The organism is Ruminiclostridium papyrosolvens C7 (genome assembly GCF_000421965.1).
Taxonomy (GTDB): Bacteria; Bacillota; Clostridia; order Acetivibrionales; family DSM-1351; genus Ruminiclostridium; species Ruminiclostridium papyrosolvens_A.
In genome coordinates this window covers 1-26094 of the sequence record NZ_ATAY01000019.1, presented here as the reverse complement: position 1 = coordinate 26094, position 26094 = coordinate 1, and the positions used below count along the sequence as shown (strand labels likewise).

Sequence of the window (26094 nt, the reverse complement as noted above, 5' to 3'; positions counted from 1 at the left end):
ATAGGATGATGTATAGACATCCTATCTTTATAATTATAACAACATAATATTAAACTTCAACATAAATATTCTAAACTTTCAAATCAACCTGAATATCAGCTAGATATTCTGTATCCAGTATCGGCTTAACTTCATTTGCTATGAATTCAACAACCTGCTCAGGACTTCTTCCTATATAGTTCTTTGGTTCAAGGACTGAATTCAATTCATTAAGTGTCATTCCAAAACGTGCATCTCCGGCAATTCTTTCAATAAGATCGTTTTTCTCACCGTCAACTTTTACACGCTTGCCGGCTTCCATTGAATGAGTTCTTATCAATTCATGAAGTTCTTGTCTGTCTCCCCCACGCTTAACGGCTTCCATCATTATATTTTCTGTAGCCATAAAAGGAAGCTCATCCATAACGTGTTTTGTAATTACTTTAGGGTATACTACCAGTCCGCTTGCTACATTAATATATATGTTAAGTATTGCATCTATTGCAAGAAAAGCTTCTGGTACAGAAATTCTCTTGTTTGCTGAGTCATCCAGTGTTCTTTCAAACCACTGTGTAGACGCTGTAATAGCCGGATTTAAAGCATCAACTATAACATATCTTGCAAGGGAAGAAATTCTCTCGCATCTCATAGGATTACGCTTGTATGCCATTGCTGACGAACCTATCTGTTTTTCCTCAAAAGGTTCCTCGATTTCCTTCATGCTCTGTAACAGTCTCATATCATTACTGAATTTGTAAGCACTTTGGGCAATTGCACTTAATACACCAAGAACTCTGCTGTCAAGCTTTCTTGGGTAAGTCTGGCCGGAAACGGCAAATACATTTTTAAAGCCCATCTTTTCAGCAATTAATTTTTCAAGTTTCTTAACCTTTTCGTGATCACCGTCAAACAGATTCAAAAAGCTTGCCTGTGTACCGGTTGTACCTTTTGAGCCAAGGAGTTTCATGTTTTCAATTACATGCTCCAAATCTTCCATGTCCATCAGAAGTTCCTGAATCCACAAGGTAGCTCTTTTACCTACTGTAACCAGCTGTGCAGGTTGATAGTGAGTGAAACCTAAAGTCGGCAGATCCTTATACTCCATTGCAAAGTCAGAAAGTTTCTTAATAAGAATGAGCATTTTACTTTTTACAAGTTTCAATGCTTCATACATTACTATAATATCAGTATTATCTCCTACATAACAGGATGTTGCTCCAAGATGAATTATAGGCTTTGCGTCGGGACAAAGCTCACCAAAAGCATGAACATGAGACATAACATCATGTCTGAACTCTTTTTCATACTTTTCGGCAACTTCATAATTAATGTTATCCTGATTTTTCTTCATTTGCTCAATTTGAGCATCGGTTATATTCAATCCCAGTTCCTTTTCAGCTTCTGCCAGTGCAATCCACAGTTTTCTCCAAGTAGTAAATTTCATATCCGGTGAAAAAATCTGCTGCATTTCACTGCTTGCATATCTTGCATTAAAAGGACTTTCATAAACGTTTTTCATTCAACTAATCCCCCAACTAACAAAATATTTAATTTAATCATATCTCATGTCACTCAAATATTATACAACATATACCGAATATTTGCATCAATAAATTTAAAAATGTTCGGATTTCAAAGTTGCAAAAAAAAGTGCGGGATTCTATCCCGCTTTAGACATTTATGAATATGAGATTGTAATTTACATTACAATTCTAACTCATGGAATATTATAGCTTGAAAAATGCACCTGTTCAAGCTATTTATAAAATAATTATTGATTTAGCAGTTTTGTAGCACTAACCAGCTGAACACAGATTGCCAGAACTTCTATTGCCTTCTTCAATTCCTCAACTGGAGGCATTGTTGGAGCTATTCTCAAGTTTCTGTCCCTTGGGTCATTTCCATATGGGAATGTAGCACCCGCTTTTGTTAATGCCACACCTGCCTCACCTGCGAGCTTAGCAACCTCTTTTGCACAATTGTCCATAGTATTGAGGCTGACAAAGTATCCGCCGTTTGGCTTATTCCATGATGCAATGTCCTTGCCTCCAAGTTCTTCATCCAGAATTTCAAGAACTGTATTGAATTTTGGTTTCAATATGTCGGCATGCTTTTTCATGTGAGTATTAATACCCTCAAGATTTTTAAAGTACTTTGCATGTCTTAATTGATTTATCTTATCGTGCCCGATTGTTTGTATAGTAAGACTCTTTTTGATTCCTTTTAAATTTTCAGTACTTGTTGCCATTACCGCAACCCCTGCACCCGGGAAGCTTATCTTTGATGTTGAACTGAAAATATAAACCATATTCTCATTTCCCGCATCCTTGCATTCTTTAAGTATGTTCTTTAATTTATCAGGATTTTCAGAAAGATGATGTACGCAATATGCGTTATCCCAGAATATTCTGAAATCCTTTGCCTTTGGCTTCAGGTTAGCAAACCTGTTAACAACCTCGTCAGTATAAGTGATTCCATCTGGATTGCTATATTTGGGAACACACCATATACCCTTTATACTTTCGTCTTCAGAAACAAGTTTTTCAACAGCGTCCATATCCGGTCCGTCCTGTTTCATATCTACGGTAATCATTTCTATTCCAAATAATTCACATATAGCAAAATGTCTGTCATATCCAGGACTCGGACAAAGGAATTTTACATTGTCCAGCTTTGACCATGGAGTACTTCCCATAATACCAAGTGACATAGCTCTTGCAATAGCATCATACATTAAGTTCAGACTGGAATTGCCTCCAACCATAATTTCATCTGTACTTACTTCCAGCATTTCAGCAAAAAGTGCTTTTGCTTCCGGAATACCGTCGAGAACCCCATAATTGAAGCAATCTGTACCATCCGCAGCCTTTCTGAGTTCTTTGGCAGGTATATCAAGTATATCCATACTTATATCAAGCTGTTCAGCACAGGGCTTACCTCTGGTCATATCGAGTTTAAGATTCTGTGCTTTAAATTCATTATATCTTTTTTCTAATATTTCAATTTCATTTTTTAATTCTTCTTTGGATAAATCTTTATAGCTCTTCATAATTATCTCCTCCGATTGCCATTTTGACCTGTAACAAACATATATCAATTTTAATACATATTATTAATATTTGCAAGTTTTATGTTCTTACCAATTCAAAAATTATAACCTCTAATATTCTTTAAAAGACTTTTTTTAGTAATTATGCAGGAATTCAAAAAACAAACTGCAGTTAATTTTCTAAATGACTTTTTGTGTTGAAATATAGCAATTAAAGGCTATTATAGCATCTCTATAATTCAAGGGGAAATACAGTAACAAAGACAAATATTACATCTTTCTTGTTAATTGACATTACTCTATGTACTTTGTATAATAATTTACAGAATATAATATTATGTAAACCAAAATAAAGACATAAGTTCATGTTTGGTTATCTTACATAGGTGCCAGCGTAACCTGTGCCTTATTTTCAGGCTAAATCAGCTGGAAACAGAATTATTTAAAGAAACCTTCCATCTTATTTCTGAAAAATAAAGAAGCCTCAGGCTTCCACATCAAATCTGAATGCCTTCGAAAGGCATTATATAAGCCGCTAATACTCCCCTTCCTGTCAGTTGAGATTAGCGGCTTGTAAATTATTAACTACATAACTACTGTTTTTATCACTCTTAAGAAATTTTCTCCTGCAATCTTATTTATAAGTGATTCACTATAATTCAATTTCAGCAGTTCATTGATTAAATCCGGAAAGCATTGTACTCCTTCGAGCCCGGCAGGCGTTTCATCTATTCCGTCAAAATCAGCTCCAAGTCCCAAAGTATCCTCACCTGTAAGTCCTACAATATGTTCAATATGAGATATGACATGTTTTATTTCAGCTTTCCCATCATTGATAATAAAAAATGGGTATAAATTTATACCTGTTACCCCTCCGTTTTTTTTCAATGCAAGAAGCTGTTCGTCGGTTAAGTTTCTACTGTGACCGCAAATCTTTTTAGCATTGGAATGGGAAGCTATTATCGGTGCCGACGAAAGATTTATTACATCCCAAAAACCCGCCTCTGACAGGTGGGATACATCTACCATCATTCCCAGTCTGTTCATCTCAGCAACTACTTGCCTTCCGAATGGTGTTAGCCCTCCATTGGTAACTTCGTCAGCTACACCATCAGCAATCTGGTTTCTGAAGTTCCAAGTAAGAGTTATTGCCCTTACACCCAGTTGGTAGAGCATACGCAATACAGATAAACTTCCTTCAAGTGCTTCCCCGCCCTCAATGGTCAGAACGGCAGCGACTTTACGACTACTTATTGCATTTACTATATCGTTGTAATTACGACATAACATTATATCATTATTATTAATTTCAATTTCTCTGTAAAGTTTGTCTATAATATCAAGTGTCCGCCTTAAAGCCCCCATTTTTGCCTGTTCAGGAGCAATAAATGCTGCAAAGAACTGAACAAAACTATCATACTTTTTTAATCTGTCTAGATCAATATGACCAGTATTACTTTTCAAGGCTCCGCCTGTTTTCATTATAGTTGTAATGGTATCACAATGTGCGTCAACAAAAGTCATGCTGTCATCTCCATTTTAATAATATAAATTTCTCACATATTTAAAAGGCATCTTTAATAAGGTTTATACTTTTTACGCTTTTTGCACTTCCCATCGATTTATCCATTAATATTTCAATAACATCAAATCTCACCTTAGTATCCATTTTTCTTGTGTTTGTCAGGTAGATAGATGCTATTTGGCGAATCTTCTGCTGTTTTACCCGTGTCACCGCTTCCCCGGGTGTTCCAAAGGTACTTGTTCTTCTGGTTTTTACCTCTATAAAACAAATGTATTCATTTTCATGGGCAATTATATCTATTTCACCCAAACGTCCTACCCTGTAATTTGTTTTCAGAATAGTGTATCCGTTTCTTTGAAGAAATTCCGCGGCTTCCTTCTCACCGGCTGCTCCAATTTCCCTTTTATTTGTATCAGTCATCATTCAAATCTCCATAGCTTTCATCTACACAGCCTATAAATATAAGAATCTCTGCTACCACCTCATATATTTCCGGAGGTATTTCATCCCCTATGCTTAAAGACGAGAGGGTTTGGGCAAGATTACTGTCCTGATATAACGGAACATTACTTTCCTGTGCCTTCTGAATAATTCTCTCTGCTATTTGACCCTTGCCCGCCGCAACTATTTTAGGAGCCGCGTCAGTATCAGGTGAATACTGCAGGGCTGCTGCATGTTTTATTTGTTTTTTTACGTTATCTTCCTTCAACCGGCATCTCCACCATTCGTATTTTTTGTTGTTGCTGTATCTACACTAAAATATCTATGTTATTTGGCGTTTTAATAAACTCTTTTTTTGCTTCTTCTTCAAAATTTACAATACTGATTGGGTCTTCTAAAAGCTTGTAAGTAAAATCCACCAACCTATAGCCTTTTTCAAGCAGTGAATTGTACAGCATCTTGTGGCTGTCCTTTAATATATTGAAAACTCCGCTGTCTTCTAGCCTGAAATTTGTGCTGACATCCTTTTCTTTTATGCTTAGTAAGGTATCTATCCTTCCGATATTGTTAGTTTCCAATGAAAGAAGTACCGTTAAATTTGACGGGTCCAGCTTTTTTGCCTTGGAACCTTTTTTAAGCATATAAAGTTCACCGGTAGTGTTTTTGTTGAATATACTCAGAGGAAGCTGAACGTATGAACTGTAATTATTCAGTTGGTTTATAAAATTAACATTGCTTTCCAAATTATTGACTATGTTTACAGCGGTTTCCCTAACTAGAGAAGGCAAATGCTGTATGGCATTTTTTACTACTGTTAATGAGCTTTCCAACTCATTGTAAAGCTTTACAGGATTAATTTCCTCGTTGTTCTGACGGTCTATTCTGACAATAAGGTTCTTAAGAGTATTAACCGCATCCTTTATAATATGCTGCTTACCTGCATCAAGGTTGAAGTTATCCAATTCCTTCTGTCTCAATCCTATTTTGTCAATAGTATTGCTAATTTCCTTGGCAATATATTTTATAGCCGTGAATTGTTCTTGAGTAAGTTTTTGTTCTTCTGCAATTGTTTGAAGTTGGTTTCTTAGTTCCCTGAGTACAGGCAGGTCTGCCTTTGAAAGCGGTGCCGGAGTTGTACTGTTATCTATGTCAAAACCATTCTCTGCACGTAATAACTGATTAATTTCAGTTTTAGCCGGACTGTTTTGAATATTTTCCGTATTTACCTGATTTGCAGATGCAGCAGAACTTTGTACAACTGTAGTCTGGCTGTTCCCGGTCAAGAGTGCTGCTCCTGATTTTCCAGCAGAACTATTACTTGCACTGCTTCCCTCAACTATGCCCTCAGCATTTCCAAACTTCATTTTAATAGTGGAAGTAAGCCTTTCAAGGAGATTATCCATAACGGCTGCTTTTACAGGTACATTTTCATTATTTTCCTTTACGATACTTGCAAGTCTGTTAACGATTTCTTGTGGCGTTTTAGGAGTTTCAGTTTCCCCTGCACCCTCCACAAGCTTTATAAGGCCACTTATGTTATCTGTTATTTTTAAACGACCGGAAAGCAAATTTTGCAGCTTTTCTATATTATTTATATTATCAGATAATTTTGAAGCTATAAGAAAAGCAGCTGCATCAGCTTTTAACCCTTTGTCTGCGATTGTCAATTGTTCCATTTTTAGTAAGGATTCATTGGTTACAGGTACATTTTGTTTAAGTAAGGCCATTGCCATTTCTATATTTTTGTCTGACATGGGCAGATTAATTAAAGCTAATGCACTTTTAGCATTTACAAGAGCCTCATTAACAGGTTGCGCCATGTTAGTGCCTAAAGATTCAAGAACAAGCTTACCACCCTCTGTTCCCTTGAAAACAAAGTTAACAAAGTCTCCTTCTTTCGCATTTATGGTTGTCAAGGCATTTGCATGTACCTCAGAACCGTCTGAAAGCTTTATGGTCAGTTCTTCTCCGCTGTTTTCAAGTATCTGTGCCCTGATTACGTCACCCTGTTTAAGCTTATTCAGAATATCCGTATTGTTATTCGAAATATTTATTTGACCTACTGCTAACCCATCTATTCTCAATCTCTTATCCTCCAGCCATACAATAAATTGCTATGCAAATCCCTGAAGAATATGTATTATTCCACGAAATTTTTTACAAAGCTTAATCTATGTATCGGACAAAGACCGAATTTTTTAATAGCAGAAATATGTTGGGGAGTTCCATAGCCCTTGTGTGCAGCAAACCCGTATTGGGGATATTTTTCATCGTATTCTGTTAAAAGCCTGTCTCTTGTAACCTTTGCAAGAATTGAAGCTGCTGCAATGGACAGACTCAGGCTATCTCCCTTAATAATAGGAACTTGCTTTGTGCTTGTATTGTCCAGCCTTACAGCATCCAAAAGAATACAGTCGGCAATGGGATCAAGCTGGTTTAATGCATCGGCCATTGCCATTTTGGTAGCATTTAAAATATTAACCTCGTCTATGTATTTTTCATCAATGACCGAAATCCCATAAGAAAGAGCTTTTTCTTTTATTTCATCGAACAATTTTTCTCTTTGAACCTCTGAAAGTTTTTTTGAATCATTTACACCTTCTATTGTCAGCCCCTTAGGTAAAACAACAGCAGCCGCAACTACAGGGCCAGCCAGTGGTCCGCGTCCTGCTTCGTCAACACCTGCAATATAATTAAAGCCTTTACTTATAGCTTGTCTTTCAAAGAAGAGCATTTTATGAAGTCGTTCCATTTCCTTTTCGTGCTTTTCTTTTAGTTTATAATACTTTTCCAACAGCTTATCTACTTTAAAACCCGTGTTATGTAAAGACGACAAGTACTCAATTGCTTCTTGAACTGAAAGCTTTTGAGCCTCTTCCTGAATTTGCTTAAGTGTTAAATTTCCCATTTTTTTATTCTCCAATATATCCAATATAATAAATGCATTTACTTTATTATATATTATTTGTAATGGCTAGTGTTATAACGAAATGGTTCTTACCATAAAAAGGCTGCCCCGAAGGGCAACCTTTTTATTTTTATTCTGTCTTTGTTTCAGCCCTGTCACCTGGCTTCTCAAGGGTTATCCGTCCTATCTTCCCACCCCTGAATTCATCCAGAACTATTGCTGAAATTCTCGAATAATCTATTTGACCTTTTGAAACAATACACCCTCTTTTTCGTCCAACCGTCTCCAATAATTCAAGAGGCTCTATGTCTTTTATAGCTTCAGGATCAAGCTTGAATCGAGTACAAAGCTCGCTATTGTATGTTTTAGATAACCTGTAGAGAAGCTCCATGGCAACTTCACCGGTGTCCATAATATCATCCTTAATGGCTCCGGTAAAAGCAAGGTTCATACCCACTTCCTGATCCTCAAATTTGGGCCAGAGTATACCGGGTGTATCAAGAAGCTCCATTTCTGAGTTTATTCGTATCCACTGTTTACCTCTGGTCACACCGGGCCTATCACCGGTAACCGCTGTTGCCCTACCAACAATCTTGTTTATAAAGGATGACTTACCCACATTGGGAATACCCACAACCATGGTTCGCACAGGGGTAAATAGCTTTCCCTTTGCCCTGTTACGCTCTATTTTTTCAGACATTAATTCCCTAGCTCTGGCTTTAATTTCATTAAGTCCTCTGCCATTAATAGAATTAATCAGAATACAATCAATTCCCTGATCAGCATACCACTTTATCCACTGCCTTGATATTCTATCATCTGCAAGATCGGATTTATTGAAAGCAACCAGTCTGGGCTTATTATTTATTAATGAATTAATTTCAGGATTTCTGCTGCTAAATGGTATTCTTGCATCAAGAAGCTCAATAATAACATCAACAAGCTTTAAATTCTCGGCTATTAACCTTCTTGTTTTTGCCATATGCCCCGGGAACCATTGAATGTTCATAATTTCTCCTTTGTATATGAAGTTATGTTATTTTAATCCGCCAAATTTCGAAAAAGGCCATATCCTTACTACAGCGTGTCCTATGACAGAATCAATATCAACCGGACCTATTTGTCTTGAATCAAGACTCTGTTCCCTATTATCACCCATTACAAATAACTTATCCTCAGGCACTTTATAGGGAAGCTGCATTCCATGTGAGTCTGTAAGCCCCTTTGCGTAAGGTTCATCTAACTTGACAAAATCCTTATCTCCCGATGCTTTTCTCCAAACGTAACCATCCCTAATGTCAATTTCATCTCCCGGTACTCCGATTACTCTCTTTATATAATCAACTTCCCCGGGGTTTGCTACAGGCAAATATTTAAGCAAGCCTTTGAACTGGCCTTCTTCATGTGTAAAAACTATTATCTGCCCATGCTTTGGCTGACTGAAAAAGTAACCTGTCTTATAGACTATTACATTATGGCCTTCAAAAAGTGTATTTTCCATCGATACCATATTAACCTTATAGGTTGAAAATACGAAAGCCTTTATTACCATGGATATAACTAATGCAGCTACAATCACCAAAAACCACTCAAAAATCTCTCTGCCTACAGAGTTCTTTTTTTTGACTGTACCTGCTTCTTCTTTAACACCTTCAGTATTATCAGAACCTTCTGCGTTATTTTCCAAAATGTTTTTTTCCAAGTTCAATTGATCCTTATCGTCCATATTCTGGTTTTCCATTGAAACACCACCTTAAAATTTATATAATCAAGATTTCCAAATTTCCATTTAGAACGTTACTATTATATATAAGTATAACACTTTTTTCAAATGCGATTTAGATAAATATTATAACATAAAACTTTTATATAACTAAAAACCTAGGAACAGTCGCCCCTAGGTTTTTGTCTCTTAATCTTAATTTCTGTCAAGTCTTTCCTTAACTTTAGCAGCCTTACCAACTCTATCACGGAGATAGTACAGCTTAGCTCTTCTAACAACACCTTTTCTAACCACATCAATATGGTCGATTCTTGGTGAGTTAACAGGGAATACTCTTTCAACACCTACACCGTAGGATACTCTTCTAACTGTAAAAGTTTCCTTTAATCCGGAACCTTTTAAAGCTATAACAGTACCTTCGAATACCTGTATTCTTTCCCTGTTTCCTTCCTTAATCTTAGCATGAACCTTGATAAAATCACCAATTTCCAATTTAGGAAGGTCAGTTCTTATTTGTTCATTTTCGATTGACTTCAATATATCCATTATTTGTTTCCTCCTCCCTCTCATAGATGTTCGTGCATCATAAGTGCAGAGGACCATCCGTATTACACACGAGTGATATTATAACATAAGGAAATATATACTGTAAAGTAAAAATTCTAAAACAGAATATTCATTTAATACCCATCCTTTATAATTTTCTTTTCTTCCTGCCTTCTCTTCTTTTTATTTCTCATATTGTTTTCCTGAACTCTGGTTCTGGGGTTTATAACCCAGCTTCCACGTATCTCTTTCATATAATCAAAAGTAGTTTTCTTTTTTGACATTGTCATCACTCCATTTAAAAATTTTAACTTTTTCGCAACTCTAAAAAGCAGGCAAAAAACCCGCAGACAACGACCACCTGCGGGTATAAAAGCATTTTACAATACAAAAATGTAATAAAAAAACACGCTACTTAAATGCGTGCCGACACATAACTGTATATATACACGATATAGGTTGCTCGAAAGAAGCTGCACGGTAAAACCAATTAACCTTAATTTTATACAAAGGCCCTTGAATATATACCTGTGCCAGTATTTAATTAATAGAAAAACACCTCAACATTTTTTACAGACATTAAAACAACTCCTTTCATACTTATTATCCGTACATTTCCAATTATACAAGGCATCTCAGTAATTGTCAATTGAGTCTTAAATTTGATTCTTAATAATAAAAAATATAAAAAGGGGTATATGGTTTACAGCCGTGTATACCCCTTTTTGTGGAGGGTGTAACGCTTTCATTTAAAAAATATTTTTACTTATATACCGGTCTCCCCTATCAGGAAAAATTACTACCACACTTGCATGTTCCACTCTTTGCGCAATAACTCTTGCAGCATACATTGCAGCTCCTGAAGAAGTTCCTACAAGCAAACCCTCTTTTTTGGCAAGGAGTTTCACCTGTTCAAGTGCCTGATTGTCATCAACTTTTATTACTTCATCAATGAGTGATAAGTCCATGGTTTCAGGCATAAACGTATTTCCTATTCCTTCTATTGAATAACACCCGGGTAATCCTCCACCCATTGTCGAACCAACCGGGTCAGCCAGAATTCCCTTTATGTTTTTATTCCGCTCCTTCAAGTACTTCATTACTCCTGATATTGTACCGCCACTACCTGCTCCGGCTACTACGTAGTCTATCTTTCCGTCAAGATCATTATATATTTCAGGTCCTGTAGTTTCATAGTGAATCTTTGGATTTACCGGATTTGTAAATTGACTAAGGCATACAGAATTCTTAATATCTGTCAGTAGTTCTTCTACTTTTTCAAATGCACCGTTCATTCCCTTTTCAAGAGGAGTATGTATTATTTCAGCTCCCAAAGCCTGCATTATAACCAGTTTTTCATGTGAAAATTTCTCTGGAACTGCAAAAATAATCCTGTATCCTTTGTTTAATGCAGCTAAGGCTATCCCGATACCGGCATTTCCGGCTGTAGCCTCTACAATTGTATAACCTTTTTGTAAAATTCCTTTGTTCTCTGCATCTTCTATAAGTGCAACTCCCATTCTGTCTTTTACGCTGCCACCGGGATTAAACAGCTCTAATTTTGCATAAATATTTACTCTTTCCTTTATATCGGAATGATTAAGTTTTAGAAGAGGTGTGCCGCCTATAAACTCTTGAATATCATTATAATATCTCATAAACAACCTCACTTTCCAGCTTTTTTAAAAGCATTTTCAAGGTCATTTATAAGGGTCTCCCTGTCTTCAATCCCAACAGATAGTCTTATAAGGTTGTCAACTATTCCCACCTTCTGTCTTACCTCATAAGGAATGGAAGCATGAGTCATACTAGCCGGATGGCTAACCAGAGATTCGACTCCGCCCAGGCTTTCACCAAGGGTTATTACTTTTATATTCCTGAAAAATTCCTTTATATCATAATCATCTGACAATACAAAGGAAATCATTGCTCCCGGGCCAAAAGCCTGCTGTTTATGAACTGAATACCCCTCATTTTCAGGTAGCCCCGGATAATATATTTTTGTGACTCCGGCATGGTTTTTCAGAAATTCAACTAAATACCGGGCATTCTCAATATGTCTATCCATACGAACCGTCAACGTCTTTATCCCCCTAATAAGGAGCCACGAATCAAATGGAGAGAGAACACCACCTGTAGCATTCTGTATGAATTTTAAACGTTCCCCTGTGGTTTTGTCCTTTGCCACAACCAGCCCTGCAATTACGTCACTGTGCCCTCCCAGATATTTTGTGGCACTATGCAGTACTATATCTGCGCCCAGTTTTAGTGGCCTTTGCAGATAAGGAGTCATAAAAGTATTATCAACTATTACCAGAGCACCGTGTCTGTGGGCGATTTCTGAAATACCTCTTATATCTGTTATTGTAAGCAGAGGGTTTGCAGGACTTTCTATCAGTACTGCCTTCACTTTTGGATTAATCCGTTTTTCTACCTCTGTTAGGTCAGATGTATCTACTATCTCATATTCTATATTGAAATTTTTAAAAATCTTGTCAAGTACTCTGAAGGTCCCGCCGTAGATATTACTTGGTATGATAACACTATCACCGCTTTTAAGGAGCATTAATACCGCAGTTATAGCTGCCATTCCTGAGGCGAATGCCAGACCTGTCGTTCCGCCCTCCAGTTCATTTATAAGTGTTTCTATGGCCTCTCTTGTAGGGTTACCCGTTCTTGAATATTCGTACCCGCTATTTACACCAAGCTCCTGCTGTCTGTATGTTGATGTCTGATATATCGGTACACTTACGGCACCGGTCTTTTCATCTCCGTCTGTCCCACCATGTATTACCAGCGTACTAATTAAGCTTTGCATGTCTGCTTCTGTCATCATGTCGCTTTCCATATTAAATCCCCCTTTGGATGTTTCATTAATTAATTCAGTCCACCTTACCTGTATGTGTTTAAAACTCTGTCATATATATCCTCAATTGCCCTGAGGCCTCCTCTGTAACCTGCATAACCGCAATTCAGAATCAGACGGTATGTAACAGGTGCACTGACAATAAGGAGGTCGGCTTTTATGTCGTTTGCCAAATCTCTGTCCCATCCGCTCCCCAGAATCAAAGCTCTATTTTTTTGTTGTTCCTGCCGGATTTCCTTCTGAATTTCGCCCCCGTCTATTGAAAAGGATACTGATGAAGTCCTAAAGTCCGATATTTTTAAAAACTGTTGTTCAATCTGTTTTCTGTATATTTCGGGAGTATCATCAATAATAAATTGTTTTGCGGGAATTATTCCAAGCTCATTGAGCAGAAACTTTGAGAAACCCAAAGAATATGATGCATCAAGTATGGTATAGAACCTCCTTGGAAGGCCGTACCTGAATTCCAGCATAAAATCTGCTGTTCTTTCAATAAATGAATAGTATTTTTCTTCTTCACTTTTTATAAAGACCTCTGCCTTTGTCTTGTCGAGATTCCCAAATTCGGCAACTTCTCGTAAAAATCTTGTTGTCTCTATACCTCCAATGGGTATATATGGAAAATGTAAATAGGGTGTCTCGTATTTTTCTTCCAGATGCTTTACTATTCCAAGGCCAGTCCAAGCACCTGCAAGTATGTTAAATTCCGCTTGGGGAATTGTTTTCCACTCACTAACTCCCTTGGACTCATTTCCGAAAAGTATGTTTACTTTAAGGCCAATACCTTCAAGGATTCTTTTGAGTTCTTCAAGATTGCCATTCCAGTATGGGTCCTGATAAGGAACTGTTGTAAAAACATTTACCAGATTTTTTTGGGTCTTTTCCCCTTTATAATTAATATCTACATACTGGTCAATTATTGCATTTACTACTACTTCATGACTTACATAATTATTGCTCTTGAAACCTCCTGTTTCAGCAAATACTATTGGCTTTCCTTGCTGTTGATACTCTGCCGTAACTCTGCCCACATCGTCCCCCACAATATCAGAGGTACATCCTGTAAGTACAACATACAGATCACCGTCCATTACCTTTAATGCTCCGTCAATTACATTTCTCAGTCTCTCTTCTCCCCCGTATACCACATCTGCTTCACCGGTATTTGTACATGGAATGTTATTTCCTCCTGCATAGCCTTCTCCTTGGCCGATTATATCACTTACCTTGGCGCTGCAGCCCGGGCCCGCATGCAAAATGGGAACACCTCTTTTAATGGCAACAACTGTCTGCTGAGCTCCTATAGCACATGAGTATCTTGGCTGTTCAATAAACTTCAACATGTACATTACCTCCGAGAAATGAGAATGGGCTCTGGTCAAGCCACCATTTTGTATAAGGCATTGAGCTGTGTTTAGCTAAATTTGAAACAAATTCCCTGTTATCAAGTGTTTCTAATATTCTTTCAGCGTAATTAAGAACCCCCTGATATCCGAAGCCAAATTGTTCATCGCCTATGAGTAATGTAGGTATTCCCAGCTTTGCCCCCCAGAGCGTCATACCCCCGTGTCTTGCAATCATAATATCCGGCCTTATCCTGTTTAAAATATTTACAAGTTCAAAAGCCTGCTTATTGCAGACATTGTAATTATGCACATCCCCATATGTATTTATTGTATGTAGCAGCGTGTCAGAATCAGGCTCACCATTATCATAAACAGGGTCATGGTGGAATATGGCAGCCCCCTGCACAGATAACCCAAGCTCTCTTAAGAGAGCAATCAAAGCATGACCATGGGATGCTCCTGCTGTAACATAAGCTGTTTTACCGTTAAACTTATCCCTGTATTCCTCAAGAATTGGAATAACTCTTATATGCTCCTTGACGATTATTTTTTCTACTTCTTCCTGTCTGCCCAGTACTTTTCCCAATTCTCTCATCCAATCGTCAGTACCGCTAATACCATATGCCGGAGGTGCCTTAATTTCAGGTACCCCGTATATCTCCTCTAAAGCAGCCCCGAAATAAGTTCCCAGAGTAGGGCATATCTGAATGGTTGCAGCCGCCTCCGAAATGTATTCCAAATCGGCAATTGTTGAAAATGGTACTATATAATTAGGTTCGTAGCCCAGCGGCTTTAAAAGCTCGTCAAAAATATGAGAACCCCAGAAATTGATTATGTTGACCTTATTGCTCTTTTTTCTGGGTGGTTTTACTATTTTGCGAACTATAGAATGGTAGGCAGAATCAAAGCCCGTAGTCCATATTTTAGACCGGAACCCTTCGCAGAAACAAGCTACTACAGGAATTCCAAGTTCATCAGTCAAATTGTTGGCAACTGACTCCACATCATCCCCTATAATGGAAGATGCACAAGAGGTAGTTATAAAGACAGCATTTGGCTTAAGCCTTGAATATACCTCTCTTATAGTTGCTTCAAGCTTTTGGGTAGCCCCGAAAATAGTATCCTTTTCTTCGATATTTGTATTAAAGTATCTGCCTATAGCGGGAGGCAGATTTCTTTCCATCTGCCCTACCCGATACGTGAAATTGAAGCCGAAAAAATCCCCGGAGCAACCTACTGGTGCATGATTAATAACAACTGCATCTTTTATCATTGACAGTTGGCAGAATGCATTTCTGGAGCTGCAGCCCATACACTGGCTGAAGCTTCTTGATTTATCCTGCAAATTGCCTGCTCTGGCACACCTTACAAGCTCCCCGGCTGTTCCTTCAAATCCGATTATAGAACCTAACCGCACTTCTCTTATCTGAACCTCCGGGCTTTTTATATTTATGTTGCTCAATTTTTCCAGTCCCCTTTATTATAGATTTCCTGCTGCTTCCGTCCTGATTTCACCTGTTTCAAGAGCCAGCAAATAATCGCCCCATCTTGCAGCCCAATTTCTGAGTTCCTTCACATCCAAGGGTGATGGCACCTTTGACTCCTCATGTCCTGCAATTTTTGCAGCTAAAGCTTTATATATTTTTGCCTGTTCTGAGTCAGGAGCAGCCTCAATGGTGGTTTTCCCCTGTAATTCGCTTTGAGTGACTGTTACCGACCTTGGTACATATTCAACTACCTGGGTATGAGTCTGTTTTGCAAAATCATCAATAATATCCTTTGCATAAGGTGCATTTATAGAATTTGCTATGACACCGCCAAGTAAGGCTCCTCCTGAATTTGAATACTTATGTATACCCTTAAACAAGTTGTTGGCAGCGTAAACTGCCATAAAATCAGCCGACGAAACCGTGAAAACATGTTCTGCAATTCCTTCTCTTATTGGAACGGCGAAGCCGCCGCAAACAACATCACCAAGAACATCATATATAACAAAATCCAAATCAAGCTCTTCAAAAATATTCTGCTGTTTGAACAGCTGAACCGCTGTAATAATACCTCTTCCAGCACATCCAACACCCGGAGCCGGACCGCCTGCCTCTACGCAGTAAATTCCGTTAAACCCCTCAAAAATAACCTCGTGAGCCTTTACTGTGTTTTTTTCTCTAAGAGTGTCCAAAACTGTGGGGATGTAGTTTCCGCCCCTCAGTGTATTTGTTGAATCACTCTTGGGGTCGCAGCCAAACTGCATTACCTTGTATCCTGCTGCCGAAAGAGCGGCACTTATATTTGAAGTTGTAGTTGATTTGCCAATGCCACCTTTCCCATAAATTGCAATTTGTTTGATTTTTTTAGCCATTTTAAACCTCCCAATATTAGCTTTCTGTCTTTATATTTAAAGTTTCATTAACTTTTTCAAGAACCTGTTCTATGAGACCTACAGCGCAAAAGGCCCTTATTTGCATCAATGTCAGAGCCTGAATGGCGCCTAAACCTATTTGTGCAGCCGCCACAGCCTTACAGTCTTCAAGTAGTGTGACAACATACTGCATAGATGCTTCACTATGCTCTCCCGCCTTGCAAGCAGGGAACGTGTCTCTTCTTTCAACAAATTTCCATCTACCCGTATCATCATTCTCAAATATCAAAAACTGCCTGCAGTGGCCGAAATGCTGATTTACTACCTTACCGTCACTGCTGGCTACTGCTATTTTATAAGTCATATTAGCCTCCCGATTAGTTGTTTACTCATTAGCCATGGGAAAAGGTTTCCATGGGAAAATCATAGAGCAGATTGCCAAGCTCCTTGCCTTTGCCGGGAATACCACATGCATCTGCCCTGCATTGCCTGCAATGTCTGAAAACATTCAGATATTTTCCTGCCCACTCTCTGGCATTGTTTAATTCATTGCAATCAGGTGGTCTGAAACTTTTCATTTCATGCTGCGGAATAAGCGGAATTATATTTATAATGGATGCTCCGGCTTTCGAAACCACCCGTGCAATTTCTTCCATATGTCCGTAATTCAAATCCGGTATCAGTACAGTATTTACCTTCACGGCTATGCCTTCGTTGCTCAGTTTTTCTATCCCCTTTAATTGTTCTTGTATGAGCTTTTCAGCTCCCTCATAGTCTTTTAGATAACTGCCATTCCAGAATATTCCTGTACAGATGTTCTGTAGAATATCCGGCTCAACAGCATTTACTGTAACCGACACCGTTTTTATACCTGCATTAATAATTCTCTCGGAGTATTTGTCTAGCATAAGACCATTTGTACTAAGGCATTTGATTAAATCAGGGTATTCAGTTCCCAACATTTCAAAAGTCTCCAGAGCATTATCTGTAGCAAGTGTTTCTCCGGGGCCTGCAATACCCACCACACTTATTTCAGGGCAAAGTTCCAAAGCTTTAGCTACTATTTTAACCGCTTCCTTGGGAGTAAGTACTTTTGCTGTAACTCCCGGTCTGTTTTCAATTTTATTTATGCATCTTTTGCAGAATTTACACTGAATGTTACATGTAGGACTAACAGGCAAATGTATTCTTCCGTATTTAAAATGTGCCCTTGCACTAAAGCACGGGTGTTTTCCCAAAAGATGATTTAATTTTTGATGAGTTTGAACTTCTTCGGTTTCAACCTTGCAGCAATCTGTCATAATGCCGCCCCCTTTATGTTTATATACAATAAAAAAAGCCAAGCAAAACCAACAATGGTTTTAACTTAGCCTCTAATTTTTTAGTCAACTAAATCTATATCATTAAAAATAAGTATGTAATGAAAAATATTTTTTATTTTACCCTGACTTTTTCATTTTTTTCCAGTTGTATCAGATTTCCATCCTGAAAAACCAGAGTGATTGAGCCATACCTTAGAGATTTGGCCATATCATATAGCTTCTGAATATCCTGTTCTGAGATTGGTACTTTCGATTGCTCAATATTTTGCTGATGTTGACTCATAATAGCACCACCTTCTTAATTCAATTAAAAAATATCAAATCCTAGTAAATTTATAATTCATATATGTTTGATATGTTATTGATAGTATATTACGACTTGAATTATTTGTCAATAGATATATCAAATTATTCAAAACAAAAAGCATTCCTCTTAATTATAAGGAATGCCTATACGCCTATATATTTCATTATGTTATATTATTTTTTAAATTTCTCATATAAATCAGGTCTCTTTTCCCTGGTTCTATCCAATGACTGCTGTATCCGCCATTTCTCTATATTTGCATGATGTCCTGACAACAATACGTCAGGAACCTTATTTCCATTGTAATCTGCGGGTCTTGTATACTGAGGATATTCCAGCAGTCCGTTAAAATGTGACTCGTCACTAAAAGAGCCTTCTGTCGACAATACTCCGGGGATAAGCCTGCTTACGCAATCAATAAGTACCATAGCCGGCAGCTCGCCGCCTGTCAGTACATAATCGCCAATAGAAATTTCTTCGTCAACTATTTCTTCTATTATACGTTCATCTATGCCTTCATAGTGTCCGCATAAAAGAATCAGATGCTCCTGGGTTGACAGCTCCTTGGCCATTTCCTGAGTTAATACTTTTCCCTGTGGACTCATGTATAATACTTTAGGCTTTTGCCCCATCCCTTCTGTTATGGCTTTGTAGGCATCTATAACAGGCTGGCACATCATTACCATTCCATTGCCTCCGCCAAAAGGATAGTCGTCCACTTTCCTGTGCTTGTCTTTTGAATAGTCCCTGATATTTACCGCATTTACTTCAACAAGGCCGTTTTTCTGTGCACGCCCGATAATGCTTTCTCCCATTACGCTAACAAATAATTCCGGAAACAGCGTCAGTACGTCAAATTTCATTAATCAAGCAATCCTTTCGGTAAAATAACTGATATTTTTCCTTCTTCAATGGAAATTTCTTTCACAACACTCTTTAGTGCGGGTATTAGAATTTCTTTTGATTCAGAATCTCTTACCACATATACATCATTACTGCCGGTCTGTATTACATCCCTTAATTCTCCAAGAAGTTGATTGTTTTCGTCATAAACCTTCAGACCGATAATATCAGTTATAAAAAAGGAATTCTTAGGCAGTTTTACAGCATTTGCCCTGTCCACCTTAATGTAAAAGCCCTTTAGCTTTTCAGCTTCTTCAATGCTGTCGATGCCCTCAAATTTTATTATAACTAACTGCTTAAAAAATTTAACACCGCTTATATTGTACTTTTCAAGACTGCCATTTTTATCTATATAAACCCATTTTAGTTTTTTGAACCTCTGAGGATCATCAGTCTGGGCTGTTGCCTTTAGTTCTCCCTTTACGCCATGGGTATTTACCAATTGTCCTACAATCAAATATTCCAGCATATTATCTCCTTGCCTTTACTGAAAATATAACTTTTTAAACGCAAGTAAAGGGGCTTTATGCCCCTTATCTTACTGAATGATATCAACAACTACTCTTCTGTTATCTTTGACTGCAGCAGCCTTAACAACAGTTCTGATTGCTTTGGCAATTCTGCCTTGTTTGCCGATAACCTTGCCCATATCGTCTTTTGCAACTTTAAGTTCAAGAATTATAGACTTTTCATTCTGAATTTCGTTTACAAAAACCTCATCCGGAAAATCCACAAGGGCTCTTGCAATACTTTCAAGTAATTCTTTCATCATATTAGCCTCCATGAGCCTAAAGCGGCTTTCGAATTGTAACTAAATGAATTCCTTTATTCTCAGTATGTAAGAGAATAAAAGAGGCTAACCCAGCCAAATAAAACACAAGGGCCTTTTAGCCCCTTTGTTTTATGCTTTAGATAATTATTCAACAATACCTTGCTTCTTAAGAAGTGACTTAACTGTATCTGTTGGTTGAGCACCGTTCTTTATCCATTTTTGAGCCTTTTCAGCATCAATTTTAATCTGAGCTGGTTCTACAACAGGATTATAAGTACCGATTTCCTCGATAAATCTACCGTCTCTTGGATATCTTGAATCAGCAACAACTACTCTGTAAAAAGGGTTCTTCTTAGCACCCATTCTCTTTAAACGAATCTTTACTGCCATTTATTTTCACCTCCTTCAAAGGATTATAATCAAAATCATTTATCAAAAAGGCATCTTAAACTTTCCAAGCCCGCCTTTTTTACCTTTCTTGCCCATGTCACTCATCATTTTCATCATTTTTTTCATCTGTTCAAACTGCTTTAAGAGTGCATTTACTTCCTGTATGGTGGTACCGCTTCCCGCAGAGATTCTTTTCCTGCGGCTTCCGTTTATAATTGACGGATCCAGTCTTTCTTTTCTTGTCATTGACTGGATAATAGCCTCCGTACGTCCCATCTGCTTTTCATCAATATCTATATCCTTCAAAGCCTTTGAGTCCACACCCGGCATCATACCAAGCAAATCGCCGATAGGTCCCATTTTCTTTATTTGCTGCATTTGGTCTAGAAAATCCTCCAGCGTAAACGTCATGGTACGCATTTTCTTTTCCAGTTCTATAGCCTTTTTCTCGTCATATGCTTCCTGAGCTTTTTCTATGAGGCTGAGAACATCGCCCATTCCAAGTATTCTGGATGCCATTCTGTCAGGGAAAAATGGCTCTATATCATTGAGCTTTTCACCCATTGCAGCAAATTTTATAGGCTTACCTGTAACAGATTTAACAGAAAGAGCAGCACCGCCTCTTGTATCACCATCAAGCTTCGTAAGGATTACTCCGTCAATACCCAGCTTTTCATTAAAGGTTTCAGATACGTTTACTGCATCCTGACCTGTCATTGAGTCAACAACCAAAAGTATTTCGTGGGGTTTAACTGAATTCTTTATATTTAACAGTTCATCCATAAGCTTTTCGTCAATATGGAGTCTTCCCGCCGTATCAATTATAACCAGATCATGCTGTTTCATTTCTGCAAATGCAACAGCTTCTTTAGCTATTTGAACAGGATTCTGATTGTTCTCCAGTGTAAATACAGGAATATTCAATTGATTTCCCAAAACCTGAAGCTGCTTTATAGCTGCCGGACGATATACGTCACAAGCAACAAGCAAAGGGTTTTTACCCTGTTTTCTCAAGAGATTTGCAAGTTTTCCTGCCGTAGTGGTTTTACCTGCACCCTGAAGTCCTGCCATCATAAAAATTGTCGGAGGTTTTGGTGCAAATGTAACCTTGCTCTGCTCCCTGCCAAGCAATTCTATCAGTTCTTCATGAACTATCTTAACTACCTGCTGTCCCGGTGTAAGGCTCTCCAACACATCAGAACCTACCGCTCTTTCAGATACTTTGCTTATAAATTCCTTAACAACCTTAAAGTTTACATCGGCTTCAAGCAGAGCCAGCTTGATTTCTCTCATCATATCCTTTACATCTTTTTCGGATACTCTGCCCTGTCCGCGAATTTTCTTTATTGTTTCCTGGAGCTTTCCTGACAAACCCTCAAAAACTGACATCTAAAAACCTCCAATCTGCTAAACAAAAGCCTGTATTATATATTATTTGCCAAATCTTCTATTTCAGTAATTACTTTCTCAATAATATCTACGTTATCTTTGCCCAATTTATCAAGTTTAAGTTTCTTCATCATCACAAGCACATTCTGTGCCTTTTGTTTTTGCTGTGAAAATTTCCCCAGCAGTCCCAGTTTGTTTTCATACTCTATGAGCTGCGCCCTTCCGCGCTTTTCATTATCATATACACCCTGTCTGCTGATATTCAGCTGTTCTGCAATCTCTGTCAGAGTAAAATCATTGTTATAATGCAGATCAAGTATTTCATACTGCCGCTCTGTCAGAAGCTGTCCGTAAAAATCAAGCAGCAGTGAAGTTTCGTATATTTTATTCATATTAACCTCCATTAATTGAATGCGGGGTTAATCAATTTCATTGTCAAGTATTTTTACTTTACAGCTTATTTTAAAACAATCATAGTATATTGTCAAGTATTTTTACTTTACAATCTAGTCTGTACGTTTACTTTTGTTTCTGACGTAAATGTGTTTAATTTTAGAATTGTTAGTATCGCGTTCTTCTATTTCAAATTCTTTAAGCTTTCTTATCAAATGCGTCAGCTTGTAAAAGCCAAAGTTTCTGGGGTCAAAGTCAGGCTGCTTCTTGATTATAAGATTTCCTACATCCCCTAGAAAAGCCCAGCCGTTTTCGTCCTCAACATCATTAATTGAAACGGATATTAAATTAATAATATCCTTACCAATGGATATAGTACCGCTTCTCTGTTCCTTTTCGGTTATTTCTTCTTTTTTGGCACCACTTTCAAATGTCCTGCTATTTTGAAGTGAGGCACTTATTATTTCTATATATGTAAACTTGTCACAAGCTGCGATAAAAGGACTTGGGGTTTTTCTTTCCCCTATGCCATATACTTTTTTACCTGCTTCACGCAGTCTGGTAACCAGTCTGGTAAAGTCACTGTCACTGGATATTATACAGAAACCTTCTACCTGATCTTGATATAAAATATCCATTGCATCAATAATCATAGCCGAATCAGAAGAATTCTTACCTGATGTATAGCTGTACTGCTGTATTGGCGTTATTGCATTCTCCAGTAGCACATTTTTCCAACCCGACATGGTAGGTTTTGTCCAGTCAGCATAAATCCTTTTTATTGTAGGTGTACCATGCCTCGCAATTTCCTCCATAATCCCCTTAACATTGCTATAAGGCACATTTTCTGCATCTATCAATACTGCAAGCCTCATTTCATCAGGACTCATTTTTCACTCTACTCCTTTCATTTATAAAATCACTTAACTTAATACTAGCACATTAAGCCCTTGTTTTGTATATAAAGTTGACTATTGCCTCTATTTTTCCCAAAAAATAATAATTACTCATTTTTTAAGATTGCACTGGTTTTTCTTATATGGTATCATATCTTATCAGCTGGTATTCATTATGAAACCAGACATGTTTTAATTAATTATATTTAATTCGACTTATATCCCATTAGGGAATGAGAACGGGGGTTGATTCTATGATGTACTTCATATCTGTTTTTCAAACTTAAATCTTTCTTTTCAAAAATTATGTAAACGCAATATTTTATTATTTTAAGGAAGTATCAGCTTTTGTTACTTCTGTTTTTTGATGCTGTTTAAGCTATGAATAAATGGCATAAAACTTGTATACCATGTTTACTGAATGAGGAGGAGTTTAATTTTGAATAATCGGGAAAGAAAGTTTATGGGAGTCGAGCAATTGTCACTAAGGAGTTTGATAATCGGCTCTCTGGGTTCTTGTGTTATAACTGCAAGTTCCATGTATGTTGCTTTGAGAATGAGTGCACTTCCATGGCCTACAATTTTTGTAGCGGTATTGTCAATGGGACTTCTGAAGCTTTTTGGAAAAACTACAAACAATGAAATTAATATAACACAGACCGCAATGTCTGCTGGTGCAATGGTAGCAGGTGGGCTTGCCTTTACACTGCCGGGCTTATGGATTATGGGTATCTGGAAAGGCTCTGCAGGTTTTTCATCAAACTATGTTAAAGTATTAGCAATAGCTGTGGCAGGTATGCTTTTAGGAAGCGTTACTTCCTACATTCTAAGGTACAGATATATTGTAAAAAATGCTCTGCCCTTCCCTATCGGACAAGCTGCGGCAGAAACTATAAAAGCAGGTGACGAAGGCGGTAAAAAATCCGTAGTTCTTTTTGGAACAATGCTTACTTCAACGGTTTATACATTTCTAAGGGATCAGGTAAGACTAATTCCTGATGCATTTATGTTTAATAAAAACTCCACTCTTGGTGTATGGAATTCTCCTATGGCAGTCGGTATGGGATACATTCTCGGAACACTTTATACCGGGGTTTGGTTTCTGGGAGCATTATTCTCCAACGCATTTATAATTCCATTTGGCCCTAAACTGGGGTTATTTACTGATAAAACAGCTGCCTCCTCATTTACAACCAGTGCAGGTATTGGACTTCTGGTAGGTACAGGCCTCGGTGTTTTAGTGGGGATAATATATTCATATATTAAAAAGCTAAAAGGTAAACAAAAGGGTATTTACTCAGAAAAGACCGAAACCTTTAAAAATAAAAAGAACATTTTCAATCCCAGCAGAATTCTAATTGTATCAGGTACCGTCATTGCCTTCATTTTTACAGTTGCCAGCGGAATCCCGGTGTTGCCTTCTGTTTTACTGATTGTAGGTATTTATGTTGTTTCCTTAATGGCTGCAACTATTACGGGTCAGACAGGTATTAATCCAATGGAGATATTTGGTATAATTGTACTTCTGGCTGTAAGGACTTTTGTTAAAATTGATGCCATGGATGCACTGATGATTGCGGCTTGTACTGCAATTGCCAGTGGCTTCTCCGGAGACTTGTTCAATGATTATAAGGCAGGGCAGGTGTTGGGAACCAACCCGAAAGCACAGCTTATTTCCCAGATAGTCGGAGGCGTTGTGGGTACTGTAGTAGCCTCCCTTGCTTTGTTTGCTATTATCAATCAATTTGGTGAGGTAGGTTCTAAGACTGCTTTACCCGCAGCTCAAGCGGTAGGAGTTTCAGCTATGATTAATGGCATAGGTAATCCCATTGTTTTTGGTATTGCAGTGGGCATCGGGGCTGTACTATATCTTTTTGGTCTTCCAACTGCTACTCTCGGTATAGGAGTCTTCCTTCCCTTTACAATCTCATCTGCAGTATTTATAGGTGGAGTAATAAGGTTTATAGCAGACCGTGTAAGAAGTAAATCAGCAGATGATGACGCAGGTACTGTTGCGGCCTCCGGTCTTCTTGGCGGTGAAGGTATAACAGGCGTGGGTATTGCTTTGGTAAAAATGTTTACAAGAGGATAATTTATTAATGAGGAGTGGTTTTGTGGGTAAGGTAATTGGAATAGACCTTGGGGGAAGTACTACCAAGATTATGGGTTTTGACGGTAAAACAATGATTAGTCCTTTTCTCGTTCGTGCTAATGACCCAATTGCATCTGTTTATGGGGCGTTTGGCAAATTTCTTAGTGTAAATTCATTTAAAATAGAGGACATTGAGAGGATTATGGTAACAGGTGTAGGCTCATCGTTTGTTGACAGCAGACTTTTTGGCATCCCAACAGCTAAAGTCGACGAATTTATGGCTATTGGATTGGGCGGCCTGTTTCTAAGTAATTTGAAAAAGGCCATCATCGTAAGTATGGGAACAGGTACCGCACTTGTTAAAGCCGAAAATAATACAGCTGTACACTTGGGAGGAACCGGTATCGGCGGAGGTACACTCCTGGGTCTTTCCAACAGAATGTTGAATGTCCGACATTTCGATGAACTTATTGAGACAGCCGCCGGAGGCGATTTGTCAAACGTTGACTTAACGATTGGTGATATATCAAAGGAAGCTCTTGAAACCCTACCCAGCGAAACCACTGCATCTAATTTCGGAAAAATCAGTGACCTTGTAACAAAGGCAGATTTAGCACTGGGAATTATAAACCTTGTTTTCCAGACAATAGGTATGGTATCTGTATTTAATACAAGGATTGATAATATCAAGGATGTTGTTCTCACAGGAAACCTTACAAACGTCCCCCAGGCTCAAAACATATTTAATCAGCTTAGCGTATTGTACAATGTTAACTTCCAAATACCTGAACACGCAGAATATGCAACTGCAGTGGGTGCTGCAATATGCTTTAATACCGAAGGAATTTCAATGCGTGAAGTGTTGTAGATATACTCATACTAAAAAAG

Annotated in this window: 28 protein-coding genes; 2 read left to right on the top strand and 26 right to left on the bottom strand. The window is 37.9% G+C overall.

What is annotated here, in order from left to right:
* Nucleotides 1-70: 70 nt before the first annotated feature.
* From purB to L323_RS24635, 26 genes are all read right to left on the bottom strand, one after another.
* On the bottom strand, nt 71-1498 hold the full coding sequence (gene purB, locus L323_RS24750; RefSeq protein WP_020814334.1) for an adenylosuccinate lyase: 1428 nt from the start codon (nt 1496-1498) through the stop codon (nt 71-73).
* A gap of 252 nt (nt 1499-1750) precedes the next feature.
* Nucleotides 1751-3028, bottom strand: a complete 1278-nt coding sequence (locus L323_RS24745) for an aminotransferase class I/II-fold pyridoxal phosphate-dependent enzyme (protein WP_020814333.1) — start codon at nt 3026-3028, stop codon at nt 1751-1753.
* A gap of 585 nt (nt 3029-3613) precedes the next feature.
* Entirely contained in the window at nt 3614-4552 is a 939-nt protein-coding gene (locus tag L323_RS24740) for a dipeptidase (protein WP_020814332.1), read from the bottom strand.
* A gap of 40 nt (nt 4553-4592) precedes the next feature.
* Nucleotides 4593-4973: a YraN family protein gene (locus tag L323_RS24735; RefSeq protein WP_020814331.1), complete on the bottom strand. Its 381-nt coding sequence runs from the start codon at nt 4971-4973 to the stop codon at nt 4593-4595.
* Nucleotides 4966-5262 (bottom strand): EscU/YscU/HrcU family type III secretion system export apparatus switch protein, encoded by a 297-nt coding sequence (locus tag L323_RS24730; protein ID WP_020814330.1) that lies wholly within the window; start codon nt 5260-5262, stop codon nt 4966-4968. Before L323_RS24730 ends, L323_RS24735 begins: the two co-directional genes overlap by 8 nt.
* 40 nt (nt 5263-5302) lie before the next feature.
* Nucleotides 5303-7078 (bottom strand): hypothetical protein, encoded by a 1776-nt coding sequence (locus tag L323_RS24725; protein WP_020814329.1) that lies wholly within the window; start codon nt 7076-7078, stop codon nt 5303-5305.
* A gap of 56 nt (nt 7079-7134) precedes the next feature.
* Nucleotides 7135-7902 carry a ribonuclease HII gene (locus L323_RS24720; protein ID WP_020814328.1) on the bottom strand — a complete coding sequence of 256 codons (768 nt, stop codon included), beginning with the start codon at nt 7900-7902 and terminating at the stop codon, nt 7135-7137.
* A gap of 130 nt (nt 7903-8032) precedes the next feature.
* Entirely contained in the window at nt 8033-8911 is an 879-nt protein-coding gene (gene ylqF, locus L323_RS24715) for a ribosome biogenesis GTPase YlqF (RefSeq protein WP_020814327.1), read from the bottom strand.
* A gap of 27 nt (nt 8912-8938) precedes the next feature.
* Entirely contained in the window at nt 8939-9643 is a 705-nt protein-coding gene (gene lepB, locus L323_RS24710) for a signal peptidase I (protein ID WP_020814326.1), read from the bottom strand.
* Between the two features lie 177 nt (nt 9644-9820).
* Nucleotides 9821-10171 (bottom strand): 50S ribosomal protein L19, encoded by a 351-nt coding sequence (gene rplS, locus L323_RS24705; protein ID WP_020814325.1) that lies wholly within the window; start codon nt 10169-10171, stop codon nt 9821-9823.
* Nucleotides 10172-10305: 134 nt separating this feature from the next.
* Nucleotides 10306-10455 carry a hypothetical protein gene (locus L323_RS41255; RefSeq protein WP_020814324.1) on the bottom strand — a complete coding sequence of 50 codons (150 nt, stop codon included), beginning with the start codon at nt 10453-10455 and terminating at the stop codon, nt 10306-10308.
* Nucleotides 10456-10920: 465 nt separating this feature from the next.
* A complete protein-coding gene (locus L323_RS24700) occupies nt 10921-11829 on the bottom strand; it encodes a PLP-dependent cysteine synthase family protein (RefSeq protein WP_020814323.1) in 909 nt (302 codons plus the stop codon).
* Nucleotides 11830-11837: 8 nt separating this feature from the next.
* Nucleotides 11838-13019 (bottom strand): trans-sulfuration enzyme family protein, encoded by a 1182-nt coding sequence (locus L323_RS24695; RefSeq protein WP_020814322.1) that lies wholly within the window; start codon nt 13017-13019, stop codon nt 11838-11840.
* 44 nt (nt 13020-13063) lie between these two features.
* Nucleotides 13064-14380, bottom strand: a complete 1317-nt coding sequence (locus tag L323_RS24690) for a nitrogenase component 1 (protein ID WP_020814321.1) — start codon at nt 14378-14380, stop codon at nt 13064-13066.
* Entirely contained in the window at nt 14364-15845 is a 1482-nt protein-coding gene (locus tag L323_RS24685) for a nitrogenase component 1 (RefSeq protein ID WP_020814320.1), read from the bottom strand. The genes L323_RS24690 and L323_RS24685 overlap by 17 nt, the downstream gene beginning before the upstream one ends.
* Before the next feature lie 18 nt (nt 15846-15863).
* Nucleotides 15864-16742, bottom strand: a complete 879-nt coding sequence (nifH, locus tag L323_RS24680; RefSeq protein ID WP_020814319.1) for a nitrogenase iron protein — start codon at nt 16740-16742, stop codon at nt 15864-15866.
* A gap of 16 nt (nt 16743-16758) precedes the next feature.
* Nucleotides 16759-17106 carry a NifB/NifX family molybdenum-iron cluster-binding protein gene (locus L323_RS24675; RefSeq protein WP_020814318.1) on the bottom strand — a complete coding sequence of 116 codons (348 nt, stop codon included), beginning with the start codon at nt 17104-17106 and terminating at the stop codon, nt 16759-16761.
* 28 nt (nt 17107-17134) lie between these two features.
* Nucleotides 17135-18043, bottom strand: coding sequence for a radical SAM protein (locus L323_RS24670; protein ID WP_020814317.1), 909 nt, complete (start codon nt 18041-18043; stop codon nt 17135-17137).
* A gap of 133 nt (nt 18044-18176) precedes the next feature.
* Complete coding sequence (locus L323_RS40740; protein ID WP_020814316.1) at nt 18177-18347, bottom strand: YezD family protein; 171 nt, start codon at nt 18345-18347, stop codon at nt 18177-18179.
* A 197-nt stretch (nt 18348-18544) separates the two neighbouring features.
* Nucleotides 18545-19234, bottom strand: coding sequence for a tRNA (guanosine(37)-N1)-methyltransferase TrmD (trmD, locus tag L323_RS24665; RefSeq protein WP_020814315.1), 690 nt, complete (start codon nt 19232-19234; stop codon nt 18545-18547).
* The gene (gene rimM / locus L323_RS24660) at nt 19234-19743 is read right to left on the bottom strand and encodes a ribosome maturation factor RimM (RefSeq protein WP_020814314.1); all 510 of its coding nucleotides are present in this window, start codon (nt 19741-19743) and stop codon (nt 19234-19236) included. Before rimM ends, trmD begins: the two co-directional genes overlap by 1 nt.
* Before the next feature lie 69 nt (nt 19744-19812).
* Nucleotides 19813-20043, bottom strand: a complete 231-nt coding sequence (locus tag L323_RS24655; RefSeq protein ID WP_031341788.1) for a KH domain-containing protein — start codon at nt 20041-20043, stop codon at nt 19813-19815.
* 147 nt (nt 20044-20190) lie between these two features.
* Nucleotides 20191-20436 carry a 30S ribosomal protein S16 gene (rpsP, locus tag L323_RS24650; RefSeq protein WP_014313372.1) on the bottom strand — a complete coding sequence of 82 codons (246 nt, stop codon included), beginning with the start codon at nt 20434-20436 and terminating at the stop codon, nt 20191-20193.
* Nucleotides 20437-20478: 42 nt separating this feature from the next.
* Nucleotides 20479-21825: a signal recognition particle protein gene (ffh, locus tag L323_RS24645; RefSeq protein WP_020814313.1), complete on the bottom strand. Its 1347-nt coding sequence runs from the start codon at nt 21823-21825 to the stop codon at nt 20479-20481.
* Nucleotides 21826-21860: 35 nt separating this feature from the next.
* Complete coding sequence (gene ylxM, locus L323_RS24640; RefSeq protein ID WP_020814312.1) at nt 21861-22217, bottom strand: YlxM family DNA-binding protein; 357 nt, start codon at nt 22215-22217, stop codon at nt 21861-21863.
* A 114-nt stretch (nt 22218-22331) separates the two neighbouring features.
* Complete coding sequence (locus L323_RS24635; RefSeq protein ID WP_020814311.1) at nt 22332-23108, bottom strand: NYN domain-containing protein; 777 nt, start codon at nt 23106-23108, stop codon at nt 22332-22334.
* A gap of 445 nt (nt 23109-23553) precedes the next feature.
* Here L323_RS24635 and L323_RS24630 point away from each other — a divergent pair, with 445 nt between their 5' ends.
* Both L323_RS24630 and coaW read left to right on the top strand, forming a co-directional pair.
* Nucleotides 23554-25206, top strand: coding sequence for an OPT/YSL family transporter (locus L323_RS24630; RefSeq protein ID WP_020814310.1), 1653 nt, complete (start codon nt 23554-23556; stop codon nt 25204-25206).
* Nucleotides 25207-25228: 22 nt separating this feature from the next.
* Nucleotides 25229-26074 (top strand): type II pantothenate kinase, encoded by an 846-nt coding sequence (coaW, locus tag L323_RS24625; protein ID WP_031341785.1) that lies wholly within the window; start codon nt 25229-25231, stop codon nt 26072-26074.
* Nucleotides 26075-26094: the final 20 nt, after the last annotated feature.